The 23,812-nt window shown below is 40.5% G+C and carries 21 protein-coding genes; 12 read left to right on the top strand and 9 right to left on the bottom strand.

Annotated elements, in window-relative coordinates; translation table 11 throughout:
- Nucleotides 1-4: 4 nt before the first annotated feature.
- From ABIE66_RS27715 to rlmN, 5 genes are all read left to right on the top strand, one after another.
- Nucleotides 5-799 carry an MBL fold metallo-hydrolase gene (locus ABIE66_RS27715; RefSeq protein ID WP_289327187.1) on the top strand — a complete coding sequence of 265 codons (795 nt, stop codon included), beginning with the start codon at nucleotides 5-7 and terminating at the stop codon, nucleotides 797-799.
- 256 nt (nucleotides 800-1,055) lie between these two features.
- A complete protein-coding gene (locus tag ABIE66_RS27710; RefSeq protein WP_370016938.1) occupies nucleotides 1,056-2,276 on the top strand; it encodes a S1C family serine protease in 1,221 nt (406 codons plus the stop codon).
- Nucleotides 2,277-2,453: 177 nt separating this feature from the next.
- Entirely contained in the window at nucleotides 2,454-2,615 is a 162-nt protein-coding gene (locus tag ABIE66_RS27705) for a CxxH/CxxC protein (protein WP_065310847.1), read from the top strand.
- A gap of 407 nt (nucleotides 2,616-3,022) precedes the next feature.
- Nucleotides 3,023-3,502: a 23S rRNA (pseudouridine(1915)-N(3))-methyltransferase RlmH gene (rlmH, locus tag ABIE66_RS27700; protein WP_289314158.1), complete on the top strand. Its 480-nt coding sequence runs from the start codon at nucleotides 3,023-3,025 to the stop codon at nucleotides 3,500-3,502.
- 73 nt (nucleotides 3,503-3,575) lie between these two features.
- Nucleotides 3,576-4,643 carry a dual-specificity RNA methyltransferase RlmN gene (rlmN, locus tag ABIE66_RS27695; RefSeq protein WP_289314159.1) on the top strand — a complete coding sequence of 356 codons (1,068 nt, stop codon included), beginning with the start codon at nucleotides 3,576-3,578 and terminating at the stop codon, nucleotides 4,641-4,643.
- A 78-nt stretch (nucleotides 4,644-4,721) separates the two neighbouring features.
- On the opposite strand, the gene ABIE66_RS27690 is transcribed toward rlmN, so the two are convergent.
- Nucleotides 4,722-5,054: a heme oxygenase gene (locus ABIE66_RS27690; RefSeq protein ID WP_289314160.1), complete on the bottom strand. Its 333-nt coding sequence runs from the start codon at nucleotides 5,052-5,054 to the stop codon at nucleotides 4,722-4,724.
- Between the two features lie 285 nt (nucleotides 5,055-5,339).
- Here ABIE66_RS27690 and ABIE66_RS27685 point away from each other — a divergent pair, with 285 nt between their 5' ends.
- On the top strand, nucleotides 5,340-6,788 hold the full coding sequence (locus ABIE66_RS27685; RefSeq protein ID WP_289314161.1) for a DEAD/DEAH box helicase: 1,449 nt from the start codon (nucleotides 5,340-5,342) through the stop codon (nucleotides 6,786-6,788).
- Nucleotides 6,789-7,124: 336 nt separating this feature from the next.
- Here ABIE66_RS27685 and ABIE66_RS27680 read toward each other — a convergent pair whose 3' ends face one another.
- Nucleotides 7,125-7,259: a hypothetical protein gene (locus ABIE66_RS27680; protein ID WP_370016937.1), complete on the bottom strand. Its 135-nt coding sequence runs from the start codon at nucleotides 7,257-7,259 to the stop codon at nucleotides 7,125-7,127.
- A gap of 199 nt (nucleotides 7,260-7,458) precedes the next feature.
- On the bottom strand, nucleotides 7,459-8,019 hold the full coding sequence (locus tag ABIE66_RS27675; protein ID WP_370016936.1) for a hypothetical protein: 561 nt from the start codon (nucleotides 8,017-8,019) through the stop codon (nucleotides 7,459-7,461).
- A 416-nt stretch (nucleotides 8,020-8,435) separates the two neighbouring features.
- On the opposite strand from ABIE66_RS27675, the gene ABIE66_RS27670 reads away from it, so the two are divergent.
- On the top strand, nucleotides 8,436-10,505 hold the full coding sequence (locus tag ABIE66_RS27670; protein WP_370016935.1) for a catalase: 2,070 nt from the start codon (nucleotides 8,436-8,438) through the stop codon (nucleotides 10,503-10,505).
- A 65-nt stretch (nucleotides 10,506-10,570) separates the two neighbouring features.
- Here the strand turns inward: ABIE66_RS27670 and pepT are convergent, their stop codons facing one another.
- The 6 genes from pepT to ABIE66_RS27640 form a co-directional block, all read right to left on the bottom strand.
- The gene (gene pepT, locus ABIE66_RS27665; RefSeq protein WP_370016934.1) at nucleotides 10,571-11,806 is read right to left on the bottom strand and encodes a peptidase T; all 1,236 of its coding nucleotides are present in this window, start codon (nucleotides 11,804-11,806) and stop codon (nucleotides 10,571-10,573) included.
- Entirely contained in the window at nucleotides 11,803-11,934 is a 132-nt protein-coding gene (locus ABIE66_RS27660; protein ID WP_370016933.1) for a hypothetical protein, read from the bottom strand. The genes pepT and ABIE66_RS27660 overlap by 4 nt, the downstream gene beginning before the upstream one ends.
- Before the next feature lie 22 nt (nucleotides 11,935-11,956).
- The gene (locus ABIE66_RS27655) at nucleotides 11,957-13,438 is read right to left on the bottom strand and encodes an alpha-amylase (RefSeq protein WP_370016932.1); all 1,482 of its coding nucleotides are present in this window, start codon (nucleotides 13,436-13,438) and stop codon (nucleotides 11,957-11,959) included.
- Nucleotides 13,439-13,810: 372 nt separating this feature from the next.
- On the bottom strand, nucleotides 13,811-15,517 hold the full coding sequence (locus ABIE66_RS27650) for a CotH kinase family protein (protein ID WP_370016931.1): 1,707 nt from the start codon (nucleotides 15,515-15,517) through the stop codon (nucleotides 13,811-13,813).
- A gap of 68 nt (nucleotides 15,518-15,585) precedes the next feature.
- Complete coding sequence (locus ABIE66_RS27645) at nucleotides 15,586-16,278, bottom strand: DUF4956 domain-containing protein (RefSeq protein WP_289314167.1); 693 nt, start codon at nucleotides 16,276-16,278, stop codon at nucleotides 15,586-15,588.
- Between the two features lie 36 nt (nucleotides 16,279-16,314).
- Nucleotides 16,315-16,998: a polyphosphate polymerase domain-containing protein gene (locus ABIE66_RS27640; RefSeq protein WP_289327177.1), complete on the bottom strand. Its 684-nt coding sequence runs from the start codon at nucleotides 16,996-16,998 to the stop codon at nucleotides 16,315-16,317.
- Between the two features lie 254 nt (nucleotides 16,999-17,252).
- On the opposite strand from ABIE66_RS27640, the gene ABIE66_RS27635 reads away from it, so the two are divergent.
- Genes ABIE66_RS27635 through ABIE66_RS27615 form a run of 5 tightly spaced genes read left to right on the top strand, consistent with a single transcriptional unit; the run spans nucleotide 17,253 to nucleotide 23,803 of the window.
- Nucleotides 17,253-18,605, top strand: a complete 1,353-nt coding sequence (locus ABIE66_RS27635; protein WP_289314169.1) for an aspartate aminotransferase family protein — start codon at nucleotides 17,253-17,255, stop codon at nucleotides 18,603-18,605.
- A gap of 7 nt (nucleotides 18,606-18,612) precedes the next feature.
- Entirely contained in the window at nucleotides 18,613-20,121 is a 1,509-nt protein-coding gene (locus tag ABIE66_RS27630) for a pyridoxal phosphate-dependent decarboxylase family protein (RefSeq protein WP_370016930.1), read from the top strand.
- Nucleotides 20,122-20,123: 2 nt separating this feature from the next.
- Nucleotides 20,124-21,926, top strand: a complete 1,803-nt coding sequence (locus tag ABIE66_RS27625; protein WP_289327174.1) for an IucA/IucC family protein — start codon at nucleotides 20,124-20,126, stop codon at nucleotides 21,924-21,926.
- Nucleotides 21,916-22,500 carry a GNAT family N-acetyltransferase gene (locus ABIE66_RS27620; RefSeq protein WP_289327173.1) on the top strand — a complete coding sequence of 195 codons (585 nt, stop codon included), beginning with the start codon at nucleotides 21,916-21,918 and terminating at the stop codon, nucleotides 22,498-22,500. The genes ABIE66_RS27625 and ABIE66_RS27620 overlap by 11 nt, the downstream gene beginning before the upstream one ends.
- On the top strand, nucleotides 22,475-23,803 hold the full coding sequence (locus ABIE66_RS27615; RefSeq protein ID WP_370016929.1) for a lysine N(6)-hydroxylase/L-ornithine N(5)-oxygenase family protein: 1,329 nt from the start codon (nucleotides 22,475-22,477) through the stop codon (nucleotides 23,801-23,803). Before ABIE66_RS27620 ends, ABIE66_RS27615 begins: the two co-directional genes overlap by 26 nt.
- Nucleotides 23,804-23,812: the final 9 nt, after the last annotated feature.

Raw genomic sequence — 23,812 nt, 5'->3', positions numbered from 1 at the left:
ATAGATGACTATGCATTTTAGTGTTCTCGCAAGCGGGAGTACAGGAAATGCCTTATTCGTGGAAACGGAGGATCAATCATTCCTTGTCGACGCCGGTTTAAGCGGTAAGGCCTTGGAAGCATTGTTTCAGGATATAGGCCGTGATATGTCGAAGTTATCCGGTATCCTTGTTACCCATGAACACAGCGACCATATTAAAGGACTTGGCGTGGTTGCCAGAAAACATAAACTCCCGATATATGCTAATGCAAAGACATGGAATGCCATGGATCGATCAATCGGTGAAATTGCAACCGATCAAAAGTTCACATTTGAAATGGAACAGGTCAAAACATTCGGCAGTCTTAATATAGAATCTTTCGGCGTTTCACATGATGCGGCAGAGCCGATGTTTTACGTCTTTCATCATGAAGATAAGAAACTCGTGGTCATTACTGATACAGGGTACGTAAGTGATCGCATGAAAGGAATCATCTCGAATGCCGATGCATATGTATTCGAAAGTAACCATGATGTGTCCATGCTCAGGATGGGAAAATATCCATGGAGCATTAAGCGCCGGATTTTAAGTGATGTCGGACATGTTTGTAATGAAGATGCCGCCCTTGCAATGAGTGAAGTGGCCGGTGATAAGACCAAGCGGATTTACTTGGCCCACTTAAGCCTTGATAACAATATGAAGGATCTAGCGAGAATGTCGGTAGAACAGACGTTAAAGACAAAGGGGATCATCGTTGGTGATCAATTTTCCTTATATGATACTGACCCGAAAAGACCAACTGAACTTGTTACCTTATAAAAAAAAAGGAATGGATGAGGGATACCTTGTTCATTCTTTTTTATTTTTAAAATTTCGATTCGTAAGTTACTATTCGGATTAAAAGGGGTATCGTTTGGTTAGAACTGTATAGGAAAAAGAAAAGTATTTTAAGTTTTCCCTAAAATAAAGGCATGCTTTTTTTTAGAAAAATTTCGGTAATTGAGTATAATTGAGGGAGGATACCAAACAATAGAATTGCTATAATTCAATCCTAAAATGAGAGGATGGAGCGGTCTTGGGTTATTATGATCAGAATGAGGAGAACCAAAATAAACGGAAAAAGAGCCATACGAGCTATTTTCTAGCTGGCTTGGGAGGCGCCATCATCGGGGCCTTACTTATTTTATTAGCCTTTCCAGGAAGTGGACTTTTAACTAACGAGGATAACGAAATTAAAACGGAAAAATCAACGGGAGGTGAGTCCACGGAGCAGTCCCAGCAAAACCTTACAGTTGATGTAACAAGTGCCGTCACCAATGCCGTTGATAAAGCCAGCGACGCAGTGGTAGGCATCACGAACATTCAGGAAACGAACTTCTGGGGTCAAGGGAGCAATGCCGAGGACAGTTCAGCTGAAGCTGGCACTGGTTCTGGTGTTGTCTACAAAAAAGATGGTGGCAAGGCCTATATTGTCACGAATAATCACGTCATTGAAGGTGCCAATGAACTGGAAGTGACATTAAGTGATGGCACTAAATTGCCAGCAGAACTACAAGGCAGTGACCCATGGACAGACTTAGCCGTCATTGTCGTTAGTGGTGATAAAATCAAAACCATTGCAGAATTCGGAAAATCCGGCAAATTGAAACCTGGTGAGCCTGTGATTGCCATTGGTAACCCATTAGGCCTCCAATTCTCTGGATCCATCACACAAGGGATCATCTCTGGTTTGGAGCGTACGATAGAGGTGGATATCAATGAGGACGGACAAGTCGATTGGAATGCGGAGGTCATCCAGACCGATGCGGCGATTAACCCAGGTAACAGCGGGGGAGCACTCGTTAATATGTCAGGGCAGGTCATTGGAATAAATTCCATGAAGATTGCAGAAAATGCAGTGGAAGGAATCGGTCTTTCCATCCCAATTGATTCAGTTATTCCAATCATTAATGATATAGAAGAATTTGGTGAAGTGAAACGTGCCTTCTTGGGTGTAAACTTGGCATCTGTAGAAGAAATTTCCCAATACCATCAGCAAAATACATTAAAGTTGCCAAGGAAAGTTACTGCAGGCGTTGCAATTACAGGCGTTCAAAGCAACTCTCCAGCATCAAAAGCAGGATTGAAGGAATTTGATGTAGTTGTTGGAATGGATAATGAAAAAATCCATGATGTCGTCGAATTAAGAAAATACCTTTACAATGAAAAGAAAATCGGTGATAAAGTTAAAATCATTTATTACCGTGACGGAAAGAAGGCAACTACGGAAGTCACGCTTTCAAGCAGCGAAATCTAAAACGCAAACGGACAGGGGGCGGGCAATGCTTCCTGTCCTTTATATTTCCTTGCGATTTTCTTATTTTTTGTTACGATTACCTGTGGATATATAATGAAATTAATTGAGTTCACCCAACCTGTGGATAATTGGGAACAGAAGTACTTGGAATAATGAGAGAGAAAGGAGATATGAAAGATGAAATTATATTGCTGTCAGGAGCATGTTGACATGGCGCTGGATGAAGTGGTATACGAATGTGAAACCTATCCTGTTTTAACGCTGGTTCCTGAAGAAAATCAGTTATCAACAACCTGTGAATATTGTCGAAACGTGGCAATATATCTAGTAGGGAACTAATATTCCCATACAAGATGTGGATAGATTTTGTGGATATGTGGATAACTATTGTGGATAACATGTTTGTAACCTGTTCTTAACTTGTTCTTAACATTTTTCGAACAATAAACCTGAGGGTGGAATTGTTTAGATTCAAGCTTTTTGTTGTTCAAAATAATAGCTCTGTTGGAAAGTGGATTCTTGGAAATCCACCATTATTCTTTATCGGATCTGAACTTGATCGATCCAAATTTTTTACCGTTGCCGCTTTCAGGGGCAGCGGTTTTTATTTGAAGGGTCATGGAACCCCTTCATTAAAAATTGGAAAGGATATGCTTGTTTTGCTTATAGGTCACTCTAAGGTATGATAATAGGTAGGCAAATCCGACAACTGATAGTAAAACCATAATGAAAGTTAGAGGATATATATGAAAATAACGATTATTACTGTTGGCAAGCTAAAGGAAAAATACTTAAAGCAAGGTATTGCTGAATATACAAAAAGGTTAAGTGCCTATGCTAATATAGAACTTGTTGAAGTACCTGATGAAAAAGCTCCGGAGAACCTGAGTGCAGCGGACATGGACATTGTAAAGCAAAAGGAGGGTGAACGGATCCTGGCTAAAGTCAGCCCGGACACCTACGTGATAACGCTTGAGATCAATGGAAAACAACTTACCTCAGAGCAGCTGGCCACTCATATGGATCAGCTCGCCACTTATGGAAAGAGCAAAATTGCCTTTATTATTGGCGGGTCGCTTGGGCTTGGCAACGAGGTATTATCAAGAAGTGATTATGCCCTTTCCTTCTCGAAAATGACTTTTCCGCATCAATTGATGAAACTGGTTCTAGTGGAGCAAATATATCGGGCTTTTCGGATAAATAGAAATGAACCATATCATAAATGAAAGAACTGATTACGGGGAAATTCCCCGTAAGGTTAACATATTAAATCTTAATGTAATGAAAAGAGGGTAACGAATGAGTAAAGAGTCCATTTATGGTTTAACATTCGAACAATTGACAGCATGGCTTTTGGACCATGGCCATAAAAAATTCAGAGCTTCACAAGTCTGGGAGTGGCTTTATAGGACACGTGTGACGAGTTTCTCTGAAATGACTGATGTTAATAAAGAGTGCCTACAACTACTTGAAGATCACTTTGTCATCCAGACTTTGACTGAGCACGTTAAGCAAGAATCGGCTGATGGTACGATTAAGTTCTTGTTTAAATTACAGGATGGAAACCTTATCGAAACGGTTATGATGAGGCATAAATACGGGATTTCGGTTTGTGTCACCACCCAAGTGGGCTGCAATATTGGCTGCAGTTTCTGTGCAAGTGGATTATTGGCCAAAAGCCGTGATTTATCCAGCGGGGAAATAGTGGAACAAATCATGAACGTACAACTGCATCTGGATAAATTGGAACAAGAAGATGCTGTAAGCCATGTTGTTGTAATGGGGATTGGCGAACCGTTCGATAACTTTGAAAATATGATAGACTTTTTGAAGGTGATCATGGACCATAAGGGTCTTGCTATCGCTGCAAGGCGTATTACTGTCTCGACGAGCGGTCTTGCGAATAAGATTTATGAATTCACCGATACTCAATTACAGGTGAATCTGGCAATCTCATTACATGCTCCGAATAATGAGCTCAGGACACGGATTATGAAAATAAACCGAGGTATTCCAATTGAAAAACTTATGAAATCACTCGATTATTATTTAGAGAAAACGAATAGGAGAATTACGATTGAATATATCCTATTGAAAGATGTCAATGATCATCAAGAAGAAGCCGAGCAACTTGCCGAGCTTCTTGATGACAAAAAACATCGTCTCTATGTCAACCTGATTCCATATAATCCTGTAGATGAACATAGTCAGTACCAAAGAAGTGAAAAAGAGTCCGTTCTCTCGTTCTATGATACGCTGAAAAAGAGAGGCGTAAATTGCAAAATCCGGCAAGAACATGGAACGGATATTGATGCTGCTTGCGGCCAGCTTAGAAGCAAACAAATCAAGAAAGCTGAAGCCCAATAATTTACTAAGAGAGACCCAAGCCATAAACTCCATCAAAAAGAGGCCGCATATTTTGCGGCCTCTTTTGGTGTAATTTTATTATTTAGCTATTTCTTTTACTGAGGCGACTTCATACGTAGTAAGCTCGCTGCCTAGAATTGGAGATTCTTTTTTAGCTTCACCGGAACTAGGTTCAGGACGTTTATGTGCAGCTTTGAATGCATCGCTATTTCTCCAAGCAGTAAAGTTATCAAGGTTTTCCCAATACATATTAACGCTCAATTCATCGTGATCCGATAAGTTCTGCGTTAATAATACTTCAACTTTTACGAAGCCTTCCGTTGTATCAAGTGGACCTGGTGCAGTAAATCCTGGGGCCATGACTGCCCCCATCCCTTTTTTGACTCTGATTCTATTCGTTACGATTATCATAAATCAGCACTCCTTTTGGACATCGGTTTTTAATCTACACCCTGTTTCCGCTTTAATCTCATACATATTTTAGCATATTGAAAGAAGCATGGTCCATTTTGATTAATCAAGATCATTAGCATCCTTTTTAATGATAATGAAGTTTCATTATATTGAAATAAGGCAATTGAATTTGGTTATTACAAGGTTTATCGATGTATATCGCGTATAATAGAACCTTGTATAAGGAAATTACGATTATGGAAACAATAAAGCAACATACTAAACAACAAAAGAGGCTGTTATATGAATGAATTAAGTTTTACTGATTATACATTAAGCGATGAAATTGTAAGGGCATTAGAAAGCTTGGGATATCAACATCCAACCGAAGTACAGCGTGAAGTGATTCCAGTGGCGCTGAAAAAGCGGGATCTTGTCGTTAAATCCCAAACGGGAAGTGGCAAGACCGCTTCATTCGGCATACCGATATGCGAAATGGTCGATTGGGAGGAGAATAAGCCTCAAGCGCTTATTTTAACACCGACACGTGAGCTTGCTGTACAGGTAAAAGAGGATATCACGAATATAGGAAGATTCAAAAGGATAAAGGCTACTGCGGTTTATGGAAAACATCCATTCGCACTGCAAAAAGCGGAATTGAAACAAAAAAGCCATGTAGTCGTTGGAACACCGGGGCGTGTTCTAGATCATATCGAGAAAGGGACATTCGCCTTGGAACGCTTAACTCATTTAGTTATTGATGAAGCGGATGAAATGCTGAATATGGGCTTCATTGAACAAGTGGAAGCCATTATTAAAGAGCTTCCGAAAGATAGGGTAACGATGCTGTTCTCTGCCACATTACCTGAGAGTATAAAAAAGCTTTGTAAGCAATATATGAAAGATCCTTTGGATATTGAAATCAAAGCAAAGGGTTTAACGACGGAGAAAATAGAACATGCACTTATTGAAGTGAAAGAGGATGATAAGTTTTCCCTGCTTAGAGACGTCACCATCACGGAAAACCCCGATAGCTGCATCATTTTCTGTCGGACGAAAGATCGGGTGGACCAAGTATGCGAACAGCTAATGGATCTGGAATATCCTTGTGATATGATTCACGGCGGCATGCTTCAGGAAGATCGCCTTGCAGTGATGAATGAATTCAGAAGAGGAGAATTCCGCTATTTGGTTGCGACGGATGTTGCTGCACGTGGAATTGACATCGATAATATAACCCACGTGATTAATTATGACCTGCCATTGGAAAAGGAAAGTTACGTACATCGAACTGGAAGAACGGGCCGTGCCGGGAAAAAAGGAAAAGCCATTACTTTTGTGACGCCGTACGAAGACAAATTCCTTACTGAGATTCAAGGCTATATCGGCTTTGAAATCCCTAAGATGCCTGTTCCGACAAAAGAGGATGTCTCCAATAAAAAAATGGATTTCGAAGCGAAACTGGAAGCTCGTCCAAAGATAAAAAAAGATAAAAGTGAAAAATTGAATAAACAAATCATGAAGCTGTATTTCAATGGCGGAAAGAAAAAGAAAATCAGGGCTGTTGATTTTGTCGGAACTATCGCAAAAATTGATGGTGTGAATGCCGAGGACATCGGGATCATTACAATTCAGGATAATGTTTCTTATGTGGAAATATTGAATGAAAAGGGACCGCTTGTCTTGAAAGTGATGAAAAATACGAAAGTAAAAGGCAAACTTTTGAAGGTTTCAGAGGCCTTTAAGAACTAAAGGTGTTGAGTGGAAAAGAAGCGGGAGCTTATCTAACCAAGGTTAACCAATTAAAATTGGTTAACTTCTATACCTGGAACAAAAAAAGTGGTGAAGTTTTGAGAGAAAAACTTCCACCACTTTTTTATTGCTAACTTATATTTCATTTCAAAAAAAGCTTCTTTTATTTTTTTTGAAACTTTATAAATTCTAAATACATCATTGGGAAAACAATTATAAACATTATTATAAAACCTATTATTATTCCTACCAAACTTTTATCCTTAGTTATGGACATAGATACATAATAGAACGCTACACTCGTAATAATTAAATATAATAAATATCTTAAATACTTCATTTTGTTATATCAATCCACCCATTATTTTTATACCAATCCTTAGAATCTAAAAATTTTGCTATTGCTACACCAACATCTGCATAGTCTAAAGCAAAACTGACAGCACCACCAATTACTGTTGCTATAGCCACTCCTCTTACCGTTTGAATTCCAAGCTTCTTTGCTTGAGCTGTAGCTACCCTTGATATTCCTTCGGTAGCTGCCTTTTTTCCTTTCTTCTTAATATAACTTTTTACTGCACTTACACCCCCACCAACTACTCCACCTATTGCTACATTGAAAACAGAACCTGCAAAGTAAACACCAACTCTTACTTTTCCTTTTTGTTTATTAGATGCATATACTTTTTCTGAGCCAAAAATTAATTTTTTTTGCCTTAGAGAAGAAAGCTAATTCTTCAGATTCTGACTTTTCTACATAGTTTTCTTCTAATTGCTCTTGAGCAGCCTTTAGATCATTAAATGTTTCTGAATTTCCATCAAAAATACCTATAAGTGCTTTTTCTAATAACTCTACTTCCTCAGTACCAGAAATAGCTGCTGCTTCTTCAATTGTTTTTATAAATTCCTTTTTTTCAACTTCATTCATTTTTGATATATCTAAATTATCAACTGAAGCTTCAAAATCAAAATTTTCATCTAGTATTTCATGGTTAAATTGATCAGCACCATTTTCTGTGTTTACTCCTAAATCTTCAATCTCTGTATCACTTAACTTATCTAAATCATTATAAGTTAAATCTTCTAATAATGATTCATCCTCAAAATTTTCTCTAAAATCTTCTAATGAATCAGTTGTATTAGCAAAGGCTAAAAATGTTTCACCAACCGTTGGAAATAAAAAAATAAAAATAGTGAAAATTATAACTTTTGGTACAAAGAGTTTTCTCATATGATAATACCCTCCTTTTTAATAAATTAGGTTATTAAATTACAATAACTATAATAATCCATTTGGACTAAAAAATGGATCTGGATTTCTATTTACAATAAAAATATGAATGAAAAATATTAATATTAGGTATTTAGTCTATATAAAATTGCTCTTTCATAATGATAATAATTGGAAAACTCTTAGATAGACTTAGCTTTTTATATGTTTTGATAACCTCCCCTCGAAATGGTCCCGTCCTCACTGGAATCATTTTTTTGTTTTATGATGACGGGAAGATTCTTTTTCTGAATTCTGTTTACCCGTCAAAATAGAGTGGTATATGAGGAAGGATAACGCAATTATACGAATTTAAAGTAAATACATACCACACGAATTAAACTGAAATTTTTGAACATGGAGGGGAATGAACAGGGATGACAAAAGCAAATGAAAGCGGAAGAATCGATGAACAAAGTAAGCAACGGCAATTGGAACAATATCGAGTGGACGATAATGGGAAAAAGATGACGACTAACCAAGGTTTGCGTATTTCCGAGGATGAACATTCTTTGAAAGCGGGAACCCGCGGTCCCACTTTGATGGAGGACTTTCATTTTCGTGAAAAAATGACTCATTTTGACCATGAGCGTATTCCTGAGCGGATTGTGCATGCACGTGGGTCTGGAGCACATGGATATTTTCAGGTATATGAGCCGATGACCGAATATACAAAGGCCAAGTTTCTACAAGACCCTACAGTCAAGACGCCAGTATTCGTTCGTTACTCCACGGTAGCGGGTTCCCGCGGATCGGCAGACTCGGTTCGTGATGTCAGGGGATTCTCGACAAAGTTTTATACCGAGGAAGGAAACTATGATTTGGTGGGAAATAATATTCCGGTATTTTTTATCCAGGATGCCATTAAGTTCCCTGATTTAATTCATGCCGTTAAACCTGAACCTCATAACGAAATACCTCAGGCTGCGTCTGCCCATGATACTTTTTGGGATTTCGTCGCCAACAATGAAGAAACGGCACATATGGTCATGTGGCATCTTTCTGATAGGGCCATACCAAGAAGTTTCCGGATGATGGAAGGGTTTGGTGTCCACACATTCCGATTTGTGAATGAAGAAGGTGTGGCCCATTTCGTTAAATTCCATTGGAAGCCTGTACTGGGAGTTAAATCCCTTGTTTGGGATGAGGCGCAGAAAATTGCAGGGAAAAATCCTGATTTTCACCGCCAAGATCTGTGGGAAGCAATAGATACTGGAAATTATCCTGAATTTGAATTTGGCGTGCAAATGATTAAGGAAGAAGATGAATTCAAATTCGACTTTGATATCCTTGATCCCACTAAACTATGGCCGGAAGAACAAATCCCGGTGAAAATAATCGGGAAAATGGTTTTGAACCAAAATACGGATAACTTTTTTGCAGAGACGGAACAGATAGCTTTCCATCCGGGGCATGTTGTACCGGGTATTGATTTTTCAAATGATCCGCTGCTTCAGGGTCGTTTATTCTCATACACCGATACCCAGCTATCCCGATTGGGAGGCCCGAACTTCCACGAGCTTCCCATTAATAGGACGGTTGCCCCCGTTCATAATAATCAACGCGATGGCATGCACCGAATGTCAATAAATCCAGGGCCGGTCAGTTATCATAAAAACTCCCTTGCAGGTAACTCTCCTGAACCTGCTTCAGAAGAGGAAGGCGGCTATGCACATTACCAGGAAAAAGTCGATGGCAGGAAGGTCCGTCAACGTAGTGAAAGTTTCAAGGATCATTACAGCCAAGCAAAACTATTCTGGAATAGCATGACGGAAGTGGAGAAGGAGCATATTATTCAAGCTTTCCACTTTGAAGTGGGAAAAGTGAAAAGTAAGGACGTTCAGCAGCAAATTGTCGAGATGTTCAGTAATGTTGATGTAGAACTGGCAGAAACAATCGCTATTGGAGTGGGGGTGAATCCTCCAACAAACAAGAGTGAAGTCAAAATGGATTTGGCTTCTCCGGCTTTAAGCCAAGAGCAAATGAAAGTGAACACGGCCGCAACAAGAAAAGTGGCAATCTTGGCTGCCGATGGTTTCAACGGATCAGAGGTTAATCAAGTTTTGGAATCCTTTAAATCAACAGGTATAACTGCTGAAATCATCAGTAATAATCGTGGAGTGATTACAAGTTCAAAAGGACAGCAAGTTGAGGTGAATCAGACATTCCTGACAGCCGATTCGGTACTTTTCGATGCTGTATATGTGGCAGGAGGCCAGGAGAGTGTCGATACGCTAAAGGCATCCAAGGAACCAATTTACTTTGTTGATGAAGCTTACAATCATTTCAAGGCGATTGGTGCAGGAAAAGAAGGAGCCGAGATTTTAACGAAGGCAGGCATAGGTTCCATTGAGCCAGCCGGAGGCATTGTAGCTGTTTCGGAGAAAAATGGTGTAGCTGCCTTTATCGAGGCAATTGCCAAGCACCGTCACTGGACACGCGCTTAATTTTGAAAAAAAAACCCAGACTTGGAGTCTGGGTTTTTTTTTCAATAAAGACAGTTCGTATCAAGCTACTTCGCTTTTTCTTCAAGAAGCGATGCAATGCCAACAATCACCTTTGTGGCCAGGACCATATTATCGACGGAAATAAATTCATATTTGCCATGAAAGTTCTCTCCGCCCGTAAATATGTTGGGTGTTGGCAGTCCCATATACGATAATTGAGATCCGTCCGTACCACCGCGTATTGGCGAGATTTTTGGTTTTATATCGAGTTTCTCCATTGCTTCATGGGCAATATCCACGATTTCCTTCACGGGTTCAATTTTTTCCTTCATGTTGAAATATTGGTCCTGTAATTCAAGTTGGATACGATTCTGCCCGTATTTTTCTTTTAAATCTTCGATGACTTTCGTTATATATTCCTTACGTTCATTAAATTTTTGGCGGTCGAAATCCCTGATGATGTAAGAGAGCTTGGTCTCTTCCACATCGCCGTGAAAAGAAAGAAGATGATAAAATCCTTCGTAACCCTCCGTATATTCCGGTGCTTCTGCCACTGGGAGCTTATTATGGAGTTCCATGGCGATTTTAGCCGAGTTCACCATTTTTCCTTTAGCCGTACCAGGGTGAATGTTCGTACCTTTGATCAGGATCCTGGCCGATGCAGCATTGAAGCTCTCATATTCAAGTTCCCCAAGTGGGCCGCCGTCCACGGTGTAGGCAAATTGGGCATCAAAAGCATCTACATCAAACTTATGTGGTCCCCTGCCGATTTCCTCATCGGGAGTGAAGGCAACACGAATTTTTCCATGCTTGATTTCCGGATGCTGTATCAAATAATCCATGGCAGTCATGATTTCGGCAATGCCAGCCTTATTATCTGCTCCCAACAGGGTTGTTCCATCCGTTGTAATCAAGGTATGCCCTTTGTAGTTCTTGAGCGAAGGGAAATCATTAGGTGAGAGGATGACATCCAATTTTTCATGTAAAGTAAGATCTTTGCCATCATAGTTGTCAACGATCTGTGGTTTTACATCTTTCCCGGTAAAATCCGTTGCTGTATCGACATGAGCCAAAAATCCAACTGTCGGAATATCCTTTTTTGAATTGGCTGGCAAGGTTGCCATGACATAGCCATTCTGATCAATTGTCACTTCCTTCATCCCAATGGATTGAAGTTCCTGGACCAATGTATTTGCCAAGGTCAACTGTCCGGGTGTAGAGGGGCATGATGGATTTGCCTCATTCGATTGGGTATCCACTTTAACATAAGAAGTGAATCTTTCAATGATTTCATTTTTCACTTTCCTTCAACTCCTTTTTCCCTTATCTTACCATGATTGGTCGTGATGGAAAAATTATCTTTCACTAGGATGGTGGAGGAATTCAGATCTTTGTCACCAGCAAAGAACAGCATATCTCCAATCGACATGCTGTTCCGGTGCTATGTCATTTTAGAGTGGTGTTGCTTTAAGCGGTGCATCATTCAAGGCCCATACGGATACGCTTTTCCCATGAACGGGAAAGGTCGCGTAACCATCTTCTTCAATGGTAATGTGGTCATCTCGATGACAGGTTAAATCACTCCAGATTTCACCAGCCCGCTGTTTACCGACGAACATCCTTTTTTCACTGTTGTGATCACCATTGGAGATAACGACGGCACACCCCGAGCCTTCTAGCTCTTCAACCCCGAGCCGGACCCAGCCAATCGTATTATGATCATCAAAATAGTCCGTCTGTTCCCCGTAAGCTTTTTCATACCTTGCATATAAGAGGCGATCGAGAATATCCTGTTTACCAGGTACCGGAGAAGGCCCGCCGATTCCATAATAGTCCCCGTAAAAGACACAGGGATAACCGCAAAGTCTAAGCAGGATAAGGGCATATGCCGATGGTTTAAACCAGTCCTTTACCCAGGATTCCAGTGATTCATGAGGTTGGGAGTCATGGTTGTCGACAAAAGTGACGGCCTGCGCCGGATTGGTTTGGACGAGGGTATCATCAAAGATGGTTGAGAGGTCGAAGTCAGTTCCTGCTTTTGAAGCCTCATGAAATTTATAATGCAGGGAAACATCGAACAAGTTGAGGTCATGATTGGTTTGCTCTAAGTAAGTTTGACATGCTTTAACATCCGCCTTCCAAAATTCGCCGACCATGAAGAAATGTTCCTTTGTATAAGGAATGAGTTCTTGTAGAAACTCATTGATGAATTCATAATCAATATGTTTAACGGCGTCCAAACGAAAACCATCACACTTTAACGTATCAACCATCCATTTTCCCCAGTTAATCATTTCCCGACGAACTTCTGGCAGACTGTAATCGATGTTGGCAAACATTAAATAATCATAGTTTCCGAATTCATCGATGACATGCTTACTCCAGTGTTTATTTTCGCCTGTGATTCGATATACACCCATTTTGTCGTTTTCGGCATCGTAGTCAGTCCCATTAAAATGAGTATGGTTCCACTTAAAATCAGAGTATTTATTTTTACGGCCTGGAAAATCGAATGTTGTCCAGCCTTCAATTTCAAAAGGTTCTGAAATATCTTCCATACGATTGTCTGGATTGACTTCAATGACTTCTATTTTTTCGGTTCCATCTGCTCCTGCCTTGTGATTCATGACTAAATCGATATAAACGCAAAGTCCGTAGTTATGACAGGTGGCTATTGCTTGAAGCAATTCATCTTTGGTTCCGTATTTGGTACGAACGGTTCCTTTTTGGTCAAATTCCCCCAAATCGTATCCATCATATATTCCATACCCGTTATCCCCAATGGATTGCCCTTTGGTAACCGGCGGAAGCCAGACGCAATCAATTCCTATATCCTTCAACTTGGAGGCTGCATATTTCAATCTTTCCCAATGAGAACCATCTGCCTCAAGATGCCACTCGAAAAATTGCATCATCGTATGATTTCTTTTCATCCGTTCCCCCCCTGACACCGACACGTTTTGATAAAATTGAAGCAGAACGATCGGATAAAGTAATAGTGGAAATCTTTACCCTCTAATTTCAAATGATAAACAAGTAAACAAATCCCTCTGAATAGAGTTTCATTTACCTCTCTATTTTACTATTTTATACCAAATAAGGGTATTTTATATTGATTAGCAATTAAAAATTATTAAAAGGTGGAGGAATAACCGGGTTAAAGTATTAGGAAGGCGGAAAAACGATATAGTTTAAGTTCTTGGTCTAAAGTCATCGACGAAAATAATGGATGGCTTTACGCCAAAGCAATAAAAAAGGTATCCCGAATATTTTGGGATACCTTTTTCGTATTGGAAGGGCATGGTCTATCCTTTTTTACCTCTCCGTTTAAAGAAGTGGGCAAAGACCATTGCACCAAATAATAAGAGTAGGAGCACGGAAGATAGAATGATCGTATTTTTGGATGAGCTGCTGTTATCTGTCCCTTGTTGCCCCATGTTCCCGTTCATACCAGGAGGTGCTCCATTCTCGTCATTCACCATGGTAGGGGACTGCAAGGCAGCCCCATTCTCGCCGCCGCCCATGTTTGGTGGTGGCTGGCCTGCATTTGCGTTATCGCCCCTATTAGGAGCTCTGCCGCCCATACTGCTTTCTGTTTCAGCCTCCACAACCAGATCTCCAGAAAGCTGTGCTAAGATAGACTCAGCTCGTTGGGCAGCGAAGTCAACCAGGGTTTCCTCGCCTGACGTCGCTTCTGTATACTCTTCAATTGTATAGAATTTAGTCGGGTCCTTTTTCACATATGGTGTGATTAATGTAGAAATATCAGTTGTCATTGCTGTCATATTTTCTTCAGAGAAAAAATCTGTGGCAATGCCGTCTAGATAATCATAATATTTTTCACGGTACCCGTCGTTGGAAAGCAGGGTATTCAATAAAGGACGATCTTCAAGGGTTGTACCTGATACAGGTTCGGTAATGCTGAAGTTGATATTACTTTCATTCATGAAATTTGAACTCATATCCATCATTCCGCCACCGTTCTTATTCGGTGCTTCTCCAAGGGGCTCCGTGTCATCCTTGTTAGCAGTATCGTTACTCTCAGCTGCCACTTCATTTTCTTTATCGGATGCGCCTTCCTGGCGTCCCCCGCCTCCGGAAAAGCCTCCAAATGACATATTATAGTCCCAGGGCAGCATGGAAAAGACGCCATTTTCCTCATATAGATAGTAGTTATGCTTTAATGTGCCTTGATAATGATCGAGGTTGACGAGGGCTGTATTGGCTGCAAAGTAGCGCAATGTTTCATCTACATCCAAAACTTCTTCTAAATCCCCGCCATTATTGATGGCATCAAGCATCTTGATCATCGCAGATTGATCAGAACTTTCATTTGTTTTTAAGTTCAACCCTGTATAATCATCAATATTTTCACCAATCCATTTTAAATCACTTCCGGTGCCATCAGGATAATAAAGGTCACCGTTGCCAGATGGAAAGTTATTATTCAAAAATGTTTCATTAATAGATTCAACGCCTAAATATAAGCCCCATTCTTTTCCATTGATGGTCACATACATATAGGAATGTCCGGGAGTTGCTATGCCCATCTTTTCCATTAGCTCATATGAAAGGTACTCCCTCATATACGTGGGGTCACTATAATTATTATTTAAATCAAATTCTTTCAGGCCATGCAAATTTTGATCTGACTGATAGTAATTAAAATCTATATTCCAGCTGTAGCGTTCCGAATCTTCCATTTGGACAACAGAGTTTAAGGAAAGGTTCCCTTTGGTTCGAAACCCTACATTTTCAACTTTTTCCCCATTAATGGTCACATCTGATGCAACAACTTCCTTTTCAGAGGGGTTATCCAGGATTGAATCCAAATCATCATCAGCCAATGTTATATCAACGGTTGTCACTTTGCTTTGGTCAAACACGGACCCCGTATATGTATTTCCTTTAGTGGCCTTTTCAATTGTCAGATTGGGAAGGAAAGACATCACTGCTATAAAGATGGCGATAAGTAACCCAATCGACGCTACGACGTATCTTGTCTTTAACATGCCAGGCTCCTTTCTTCTGCATTCTTATATAGCGGACAAGCCATGGAATCTTATGTCCGCCATCTATCTTAAGCAGTGAAGTTGCCATCATAACTCAACATGATGGCAGAATGAACGCTATTCATGTCCTTGACTTGATTAATGAATTCCGCATTATTATCTTTTAATCGAATTTCATATGTCACTTCAAGATTATTATCCGGCATGACCGACTTTGATTTGATGGAATGCTTTTTCACTTTATTGGATATCATTTCGTCTAACGTTTTTTCAATTGAGGCATCTGTATATTTAACGATAAATAAATAAGGATTTTCTACAGTGATCCGGTTCGCAAATATGAGCATGACAATACCTATTAAAATAGCACCGATGATAACCAGTGGAATTAGTCCTGCCCCGCATAAAATCCCGGAAGCGGCTGCCCAGAATAGGAAGATCAAGTCCATGGGATCTTTAATTGGCGTTCTGAATCGAACGATGGAGAGAGCACCGACCATACCAAGGGAGATAACGATATTAGTTGAAATACCCATGATGATCAAAGCCGTTGCCATTGTCATGATGATGAGGGAAATATTGAAATTGTGTGAGTACATCACACCGGAAAAGGTCTTCTTATAAATGACGTAAATAAACAAACCGATGGCAAATGCCAACAATAACCCAATTAGGGAGTCAATGATTGAAAAGCTCTCTGTCTTGTCTAAAAAGCTTGATTTGAAAATATCATTAAAAGTGCTAGTAGTCGTCGTATCCATGTGCCATTCCTCCAAATATTATGTGTTTAGCTGAAATCAGCCGTATCTTCTGCTTAGTTGATATTTTGAAAAAGCCGTTTTTCTAGTATCGATGATGGATAACAATTGTTTGATGATATCCGGAAGAAACTCATCAAACTTTATTTCCAGGATGACCCAATCCGGGTCTAGTGCATCGACGACGATTAATTCGGGATTCAGGAAGTCCGTATCCCGATAGCTGGTTTTCACATTGCTGTCGAAGGTGACCCGCACATTTCCATACTCATAGATAAATACCTCCCTTTCATAGTCGACGACTGTTGTCGGCTTGATTTGGAAAAGGGTCATTTGAATGTATAAGTCCCTAAGGATATCCCTTGAGTCTTCGGACATCCAATTTATATCCCCTGAACGAATTCGTTCGTATTCTTCGGCAGACAGCCTGCACTTCTGTTTATAGGTAAGGTTATCCCGCTTACTCTTTTTTTCTAGATTGATGAAATCAGTATTATGATCATAAAGTCTAGCCCTGAACTTATCCCTGTGATAGAACCCCTCCGTTTTTTGCCGCAGGATTTTATTGTCAAAGTTATCGAAATAGACACTTCGAATTAAATACTTCCCATCCAGCCCATGGGGATCAAGCCTCATGAAGTTTTTCAGATTATTTCTTAATAAATAACAATCTGCTCTGGTGATTGCATGCTTGAGTTCCCGCCTGCCCTTTAAATCATTCATTGTTGTTCCTCCTTTTTTATGTTTTTACTAGGTTCAGCTTATAAACACAATCTTAATAAAACCTTAAGAGCAATTTTCTGTTTAATAGATAAATAGAGAATAGGCCCCAGTTTTAACCTTTTCTTAATTTTATTGGAATTTATTAGAAGAAAAATGAGTGGATTTACTCATTGAGAATAATTATCATTATCAGTAAAATGAATCTCATGATAATGATAATTATTCTCAATTAATTCAATACATGGAGGCTCACTATGGTAACGAATACTCTTACAAAAAATGATCAATTACTGGAACAACAAAATACAAGGGAATCAAATGCCCGATCTTATCCTAGAAGATTACCGATAGCCATCGATCAAGCGGAGGGAATTTACCTAACAGACATGGATGGAAAACGATATATTGATTTTCTTGCCGGGGCTGGAACATTAGCGCTCGGTCACAATCATCCGGCTGTGCTTGAAGCAATGGAAAAAGTTCTTAAGGATAAACGGCCGTTACATACATTGGATTTTACGACGCCAATCAAAGAGCAGTTCGTTGATGAAATTTTTGAAAGCCTGCCTGAAGAATTCAGGAAAAATGCAAAAATTCAATTCTGTGGTCCTACTGGAGGGGATGCCATTGAGGCAGCACTTAAATTAGTAAAAACAGCCACAGGCAACAGAAGCATTTTATCCTTCCAAGGAGCTTATCACGGGGCAACCCATGCAACCATGTCAATCAGCGGCAATACAAAACCAAAGGAAAAGATACAAGGGTTAATGCCAGACGTACATTTCCTTCCGTATCCCTATCAATATCGCTGTCCTTTTGGAATAGGCGGAGAAGAAAGTCATAAAATCAGTAGCCAGTATATCGAAAATCTACTGAACGATCCTGAATCTGGATTATTGGCACCTGCAGGAATGATTTTAGAGGCAGTACAAGGTGAAGGAGGTTCCATTCCCGCTCCAATTCCTTGGCTTAAGGAAATCAGAAGAATTACAAAAGAGAAGGGCATTCCGCTAATTATCGATGAAGTTCAATCCGGTATCGGCCGTACAGGAAAAATGTTTGCCTTCGAACATGCAGGAATCATTCCGGATGTTCTTGTCTTATCTAAAGCAATTGGCGGAAGTCTTCCATTATCGGTGGTAATTTATAACAAAGAGTTGGACCTATGGTCTCCAGGTGCACATATCGGTACGTTCCGGGGAAATCAATTGGCGATGGCAGCAGGAACAGCGACTTTAAAGTATATGAAAGAGACGAATCTTGTGGAGCATTCCGCTAAAATGGGTGAAATCTTAAAGGATATTCTTAAAGATTTGCAAAAAGATATTCAGCAGATCGGGGATGTTAGAGGCCGTGGATTGATGGTCGGTGTCGAAATGGTCAAGCATGAAGAACCTCAAAATCCGAATGGAAGCTATCCAGCTGATTCGGAACTTGCCAGTACCATTCAACAGGAATGTTTTCAAAGAGGATTGATTCTGGAAGTGGGCGGCAGACATGGAAGTGTAGTGAGGTTCCTGCCACCATTGATCGTAACGGAATCCCAGCTTCGCGAAGCCACTGCCATTTTTGAACAGGCTGTTCGTGCAGCTGTAGCTAGAGGGTGAATTATCAATGATTGAAATGATAAATAAAACGGATTTTGCTTATTCTCCATTGTTCTTGAATAACGAAGAAGGTTTCAATAACTACAGCCAGTCATTAAAAATCATGGAAAAGAAGCTGATGGCCTTTTTAAAAGGGAACAATTCACCATACTCTGGGAAAAATCCGTATGAAATAGAAGCAAGATTAAACGGACTGACCCTCGCTTCTCTAAAAGGGGAGACGATTGAAGCAGTTGCGGCTGAGCTGGCAGAGTTTATTATTGATGACAGCATCAATGTACACAGTCCTACTTGTATCGGGCATTTGCATTGCCCGACACTAATTCCAGCCGTGGCAGCCGAAATGATTATCGGTACGTTGAATCAATCCATGGATTCATGGGACCAAAGCTCGACGGCAACTTTCGTTGAAGAGCGTTTAATAGATTGGCTGTGCAGTCAGGTAGGGTTACCGGAACAAGCCGATGGGATTTTCACAAGCGGTGGTACCCAATCTAATTACATGGGACTGCTATTGGCAAGGGACGCCTATTGTAAGCGTTTCTGGGATGTGGACGTTCAACAGCACGGCTTGCCAGTCGAGGCGAAAAAATTGCGGATCCTATGCTCCGAGGCTGCCCACTTTACGGTTCGTAAATCAGCGGCACAGCTGGGGCTTGGTGAACAGGCAGTGATCACGATTAAAACGGATTCAAATCATCGTCTGTCCATGGATGATTTGAATCATCAGTTGCTGCTTTTAGAGGAACAGGATTTACTTCCATTTGCTATCGTTGCAACTTGTGGAACGACGGATTTTGGTTCAATCGATCCATTACATGAATTGTCCGAAGCTGCTAGGAAGAATGGGATATGGCTGCATGTGGACGCTGCATATGGCGGTGCGATGATTTTAAGCAAGGATTACAAAGAGTTAATCAGCGGAATTGAACGGGCCGACTCGATTACGGTTGATTTTCACAAATTATTCTATCAACCCATCAGTTGTGGTGCTTTTCTTGTCTCGGACAGCAACTCATTTCAATATATCCAGCATCACGCCGATTACTTGAATCCACAGGAAGATGAAGCGGAGGGCATGGTTCATTTAGTCAATAAATCGGTTCAAACGACGAGAAGGTTCGATGCACTGAAACTCTGGATGTCATTGAAGGTGGTTGGACTGGACACCTTTGCTGAAATGATCGACTATACTTGTCATCTTGCACGTGAAGTGGCTGTGAAGATCGAAAAAGCGGATGGATTCACAGTATTAAATAAAGATCCTGAATTGAATGCAGTTGTATTCCGTTATAATCCCTCGGGAGAAAGTGATCAGCTAGTAAATCTATTAAATAAACAGATTCAGCAGGAATTACTGAAAAGCGGACGGGCATTTTTAGCAAAAACGCGTTTTGACGGACAGGTATATTTAAAAATGACACTATTGAATCCAATGACAAGGCTTGAACACATAGAGGAAATTTTAGACGAAATTCGAGTTTTAGGTGAAATGTTCAAGATGATGGAGGAATGAAGATGAATGGTAAGCAAATAGCTGAAAGGGCAACGATGCAAAGCTTTCTGAACTGTTATTTCCGGGAAACCGGGAATTGCAGTTTAGAAGAAACGAGAAACTGGCCAGATTTGGAGGGTTCCATTCCGGATTCATTATTAGTCAGTAATCTCAGATCCCAAGATATTGCATTGCTTGTTCCACTTAAATATTGGTCGGTAACGGGGCGTCATATCTTCACCTTCCCGATTTACTACCAAACAGCATCCAAACAAGTACGTGAATTAGATTATGTGACAATGGTCTCGATTGTTTCTAAAGAGTTATTGAATGAGCAGGGCCGGACGGATAGTGAAGATGAATTGATGCTGCGTGTCATCCTTAGCAGCCAAAATATTCAACGTTATGTGGAAGCGAGGACAGAAGACGCTGATGCACTTCAAAGTCCTGATTTTACATACATCGAAGCAGAGCAGTCGCTTTTATTCGGCCACCTGTTCCACCCGACACCGAAAAGTAAGCAGGGCATTTCAGAAAAAGATGAATGGATCTATTCACCCGAATTAAAAGGGGAGTTTCAGCTGCACTATTTCCTGGCAGAGCCTTCGATCGTCATCCAGGATTCTAGTGAAGTCCGATCGGCAAGTGAGATCATTAAACAAGAATTAGCTGGTGACTTGGAGATTTCCAGTGAATTTCGTGACACGTATTGCCAAAAGGAAAGCCGATACAGCATTATCCCGGCACATCCGCTCCAGGCAAAAGTGCTTATCGAAAAAGAAGAGGTTAAGAGGCTAATCGAGCAAGGAACACTAGTTTATGCAGGACCGCTTGGAAAAAAATTCACGGCTACCTCTTCATTTAGAACGGTATATAGTGCCACATCGAGATATATGTACAAATTTTCCGTTCCGGTTAAGATCACGAATTCATTACGTGCGAATTTGCAAAAAGAACTAGATCGCGGTGTGGAAATTGCTAAATTAATAGATTCAAAAGTGGGCGATGATCTAAAAGAACAGCATCCCGCCTTCCGTGTTATTAAGGACCCTGCTTATCTAACGATTAAAACAACTGAACAAGAATCAGGTTTCGATGTTGATATTCGGGAAAACCCTTTTTATGAAAATGATAAACAAGCAAGCCTGATTGCAGGCTTATGTCAGGATAATGCCTATGGTGCACCATCAAGGCTTGGAGCGATCATCCGCAAATTGGCAGCTGATGAAAACCGCAGTACCGAAGAAGTAAGTAAGGAATGGTTCAAAATTTATCTTTCAATGACATTAAAACCGATGCTTTGGCTATTTGAAGAGTATGGAATTGTTTTAGAAGCCCACCAGCAAAATTCAATCATTCAACTTCAAGATGGCTATCCATCCACTTTTTATTATCGTGATAATCAAGGGTATTACTATTGCGAGTCCAAAGTAGACAGGTTGTTGAATATCCTGCCTGAACTAAGTGAAAAAAGCTTCACGACTTGTTCTGATGAAGTCGCTGAAGAAAGACTTCAATACTACTTCTTTTTCAATCACTTATTAGGCTTAATCAATAATTTTGGTACGGAAGGATTAGTATCAGAGAAAACCCTGTTACAGCTCGTTCAGGAACAATTGGAAACAAGCAGCAGGGAAAGCGAGGATGAAGGGTTGAATCGAGTTGTTTCAAGGCTGCTTCATGCCCGGGAATTATCTTGTAAGGCTAATTTACTGACGCGATTTCATGATATGGATGAGCTTGTCGGTTCACTTGAGACACAATCCGTTTATACAACGATTGATAATCCATTCGCGCAGGGGGTTTTAACCGCCTATGAAAAATAGTTATGAAGAAAATCTGAAGGACTGTAATCAACAGCTTTCATTTGTCAAAGTTGAATTTGAGAGGGATGTAGATACACTGCATAAATGGATGCATGAAGAACATGTGATACCCTACTGGAATTTAAATTTCACAAAAGAAAAGTTTGCTGTTCATTTGCAAAAGGCGTTGGCTGACACACACCAAACACTCTATCTTGGCTGCCTTGATGCAATCCCCATGAGCTATTGGGAATCGTATTGGGTAAAAGGCGATATCATCGAAGATTATTATGAGTCCGAAGAGGGAGATCAAGGCATTCATTTACTCATTGGTGATTCAGATTACCTTGGAAAAGGACTGGCTTTGCCGTTTTTACGTGCAATGGTGAAATACCAACTGCTTTCTTCTAGAACAAAAAAGGTGATGGCGGAACCGGACATTCGAAATGCAAAGATGATTTACTTATTTGAAAAGTGCGGTTTCACCCCAATTAAAGAAATTGAGCTCCCTGACAAAACGGCATTGCTAATGTCATGTACACGGGAGAATTTTGAGAGGAAGTGGAAGTATGGAGAAGCAACAATCTATCTATGACCTGGTAGGGATAGGGATAGGCCCCTTTAACCTTGGACTTGCGGCCCTTTTGGAGAAAACCCCGGAGTTGAATGCCGTCTTTTTTGAGAAAAAGCAGGAATTTAATTGGCATGAAGGAATGCTGCTGGAAGGGACAACACTGCAGGTACCGTTCTTTGCCGATCTAGTTAGCATGGCTGATGTGACTAGCCCATATAGTTACTTGAGTTATTTACAGCAGCATGATCGTCTCTATCATTTCTACTTTCTTGAAAAATTCTTGATTCCACGAAAAGAATATAACGACTATTGCCGCTGGACTGCCCATCAACTTGAAAGCTGCTGTTTTGGAAAGGCGGTGGAGGCGGTGGAGTATATAGGTGATCAAGGTGAACCCTTCTATCAAATCAGTGTAAGGGATGCACAAACACAAAAGATCGAAGTCTATTATAGCCGTCATGTTGTCATGGGAATTGGCACCGCCCCGACTGTCCCGTCGGCATTTCACCCATATATGGGGGAGAGCATCCTGCATTCGGCCGATTATTTACGGAACAAAGAAAATGTCTTAAAGAAAAAATCCGTAACGGTTGTCGGATCTGGACAGAGTGCAGCCGAGGTCTTTCTGGATCTACTGAATGAGCAGGAGCAATATGGCTATCAGCTTAACTGGTATACAAGATCCAAGGGGTTTTTCCCTATGGAATATTCAAAACTTGGGTTGGAATACTTCACTCCGGATTACCTTGATTTCTTTTATCGGCTGCCACAGGAAAAGAAGGATGAAATTCTGCCGAAACAGGATCTATTGTATAAAGGGATCAGCGCCACGACAATTGCAGCAATTTTTGACAAGATGTATGAAAAATCGATTGGAAATGCCAAACTTTCCATTGAACTTAGGGCCATGACGGAAGTTTCGGCGGTAACTCCCACCGAAAATGGCTGGGGATTGAAATGCCGACAGTGGGTAGAAGATAGAGAATTTGATGTGGACACAGAGGCGATTGTTTTTGGAACGGGCTATAAATCAACCCTTCCGGCATTCCTTGACACCATGGAAGACCTTTTAGTCCGCGATGATTTGGGGCGGCTTACAATAACGAAAGATTATAGAGTAGGAACGGCCATCACTACGCAGAATCACCTTTTTATTCAAAATGGCGAGATACATACACATGGTGTGGGTGCTCCGGATCTAGGCTTAGGGGCCTTCCGAAACTCCATCATTATCAATCAATTGGCAGGTAAAGAGATTTATCCATCAGAGCCAAAGGGTGCTTTTCAGTCATTCCGTGTAAAATCACCTGTCATGGCTTACTAAGAGAAGGGA

The organism is Peribacillus sp. B2I2, from assembly GCF_041261685.1.
Lineage (GTDB): Bacteria > Bacillota > Bacilli > Bacillales > DSM-1321 > Peribacillus.
This window is presented reverse-complemented; position numbering and strand designations above follow the sequence as displayed.

Bases quoted from the DNA above. Each gene is read 5' to 3' on its own strand.
- ABIE66_RS27670 (WP_370016935.1), top strand. From the start codon at position 8,436: ATGACAAAAGCAAATGAAAGCGGAAGAATCGATGAACAAAGTAAGCAA.
- ABIE66_RS27615 (WP_370016929.1), top strand. From the start codon at position 22,475: ATGGAGAAGCAACAATCTATCTATGACCTGGTAGGGATAGGGATAGGC.
- ABIE66_RS27625 (WP_289327174.1), top strand. From the start codon at position 20,124: ATGAATGGTAAGCAAATAGCTGAAAGGGCAACGATGCAAAGCTTTCTG.
- ABIE66_RS27685 (WP_289314161.1), top strand. From the start codon at position 5,340: ATGAATGAATTAAGTTTTACTGATTATACATTAAGCGATGAAATTGTA.
- ABIE66_RS27715 (WP_289327187.1), top strand. From the start codon at position 5: ATGACTATGCATTTTAGTGTTCTCGCAAGCGGGAGTACAGGAAATGCC.
- ABIE66_RS27645 (WP_289314167.1), bottom strand. From the start codon at position 16,278: ATGGATACGACGACTACTAGCACTTTTAATGATATTTTCAAATCAAGC.
- ABIE66_RS27620 (WP_289327173.1), top strand. From the start codon at position 21,916: ATGAAAAATAGTTATGAAGAAAATCTGAAGGACTGTAATCAACAGCTT.
- ABIE66_RS27655 (WP_370016932.1), bottom strand. From the start codon at position 13,438: ATGAAAAGAAATCATACGATGATGCAATTTTTCGAGTGGCATCTTGAG.
- ABIE66_RS27675 (WP_370016936.1), bottom strand. From the start codon at position 8,019: ATGAGAAAACTCTTTGTACCAAAAGTTATAATTTTCACTATTTTTATT.
- ABIE66_RS27660 (WP_370016933.1), bottom strand. From the start codon at position 11,934: ATGTCGATTGGAGATATGCTGTTCTTTGCTGGTGACAAAGATCTGAAT.
- ABIE66_RS27650 (WP_370016931.1), bottom strand. From the start codon at position 15,517: ATGTTAAAGACAAGATACGTCGTAGCGTCGATTGGGTTACTTATCGCC.
- ABIE66_RS27635 (WP_289314169.1), top strand. From the start codon at position 17,253: ATGGTAACGAATACTCTTACAAAAAATGATCAATTACTGGAACAACAA.
- ABIE66_RS27690 (WP_289314160.1), bottom strand. From the start codon at position 5,054: ATGATAATCGTAACGAATAGAATCAGAGTCAAAAAAGGGATGGGGGCA.
- ABIE66_RS27705 (WP_065310847.1), top strand. From the start codon at position 2,454: ATGAAATTATATTGCTGTCAGGAGCATGTTGACATGGCGCTGGATGAA.
- ABIE66_RS27640 (WP_289327177.1), bottom strand. From the start codon at position 16,998: ATGAATGATTTAAAGGGCAGGCGGGAACTCAAGCATGCAATCACCAGA.
- rlmH (WP_289314158.1), top strand. From the start codon at position 3,023: ATGAAAATAACGATTATTACTGTTGGCAAGCTAAAGGAAAAATACTTA.
- rlmN (WP_289314159.1), top strand. From the start codon at position 3,576: ATGAGTAAAGAGTCCATTTATGGTTTAACATTCGAACAATTGACAGCA.
- ABIE66_RS27630 (WP_370016930.1), top strand. From the start codon at position 18,613: ATGATTGAAATGATAAATAAAACGGATTTTGCTTATTCTCCATTGTTC.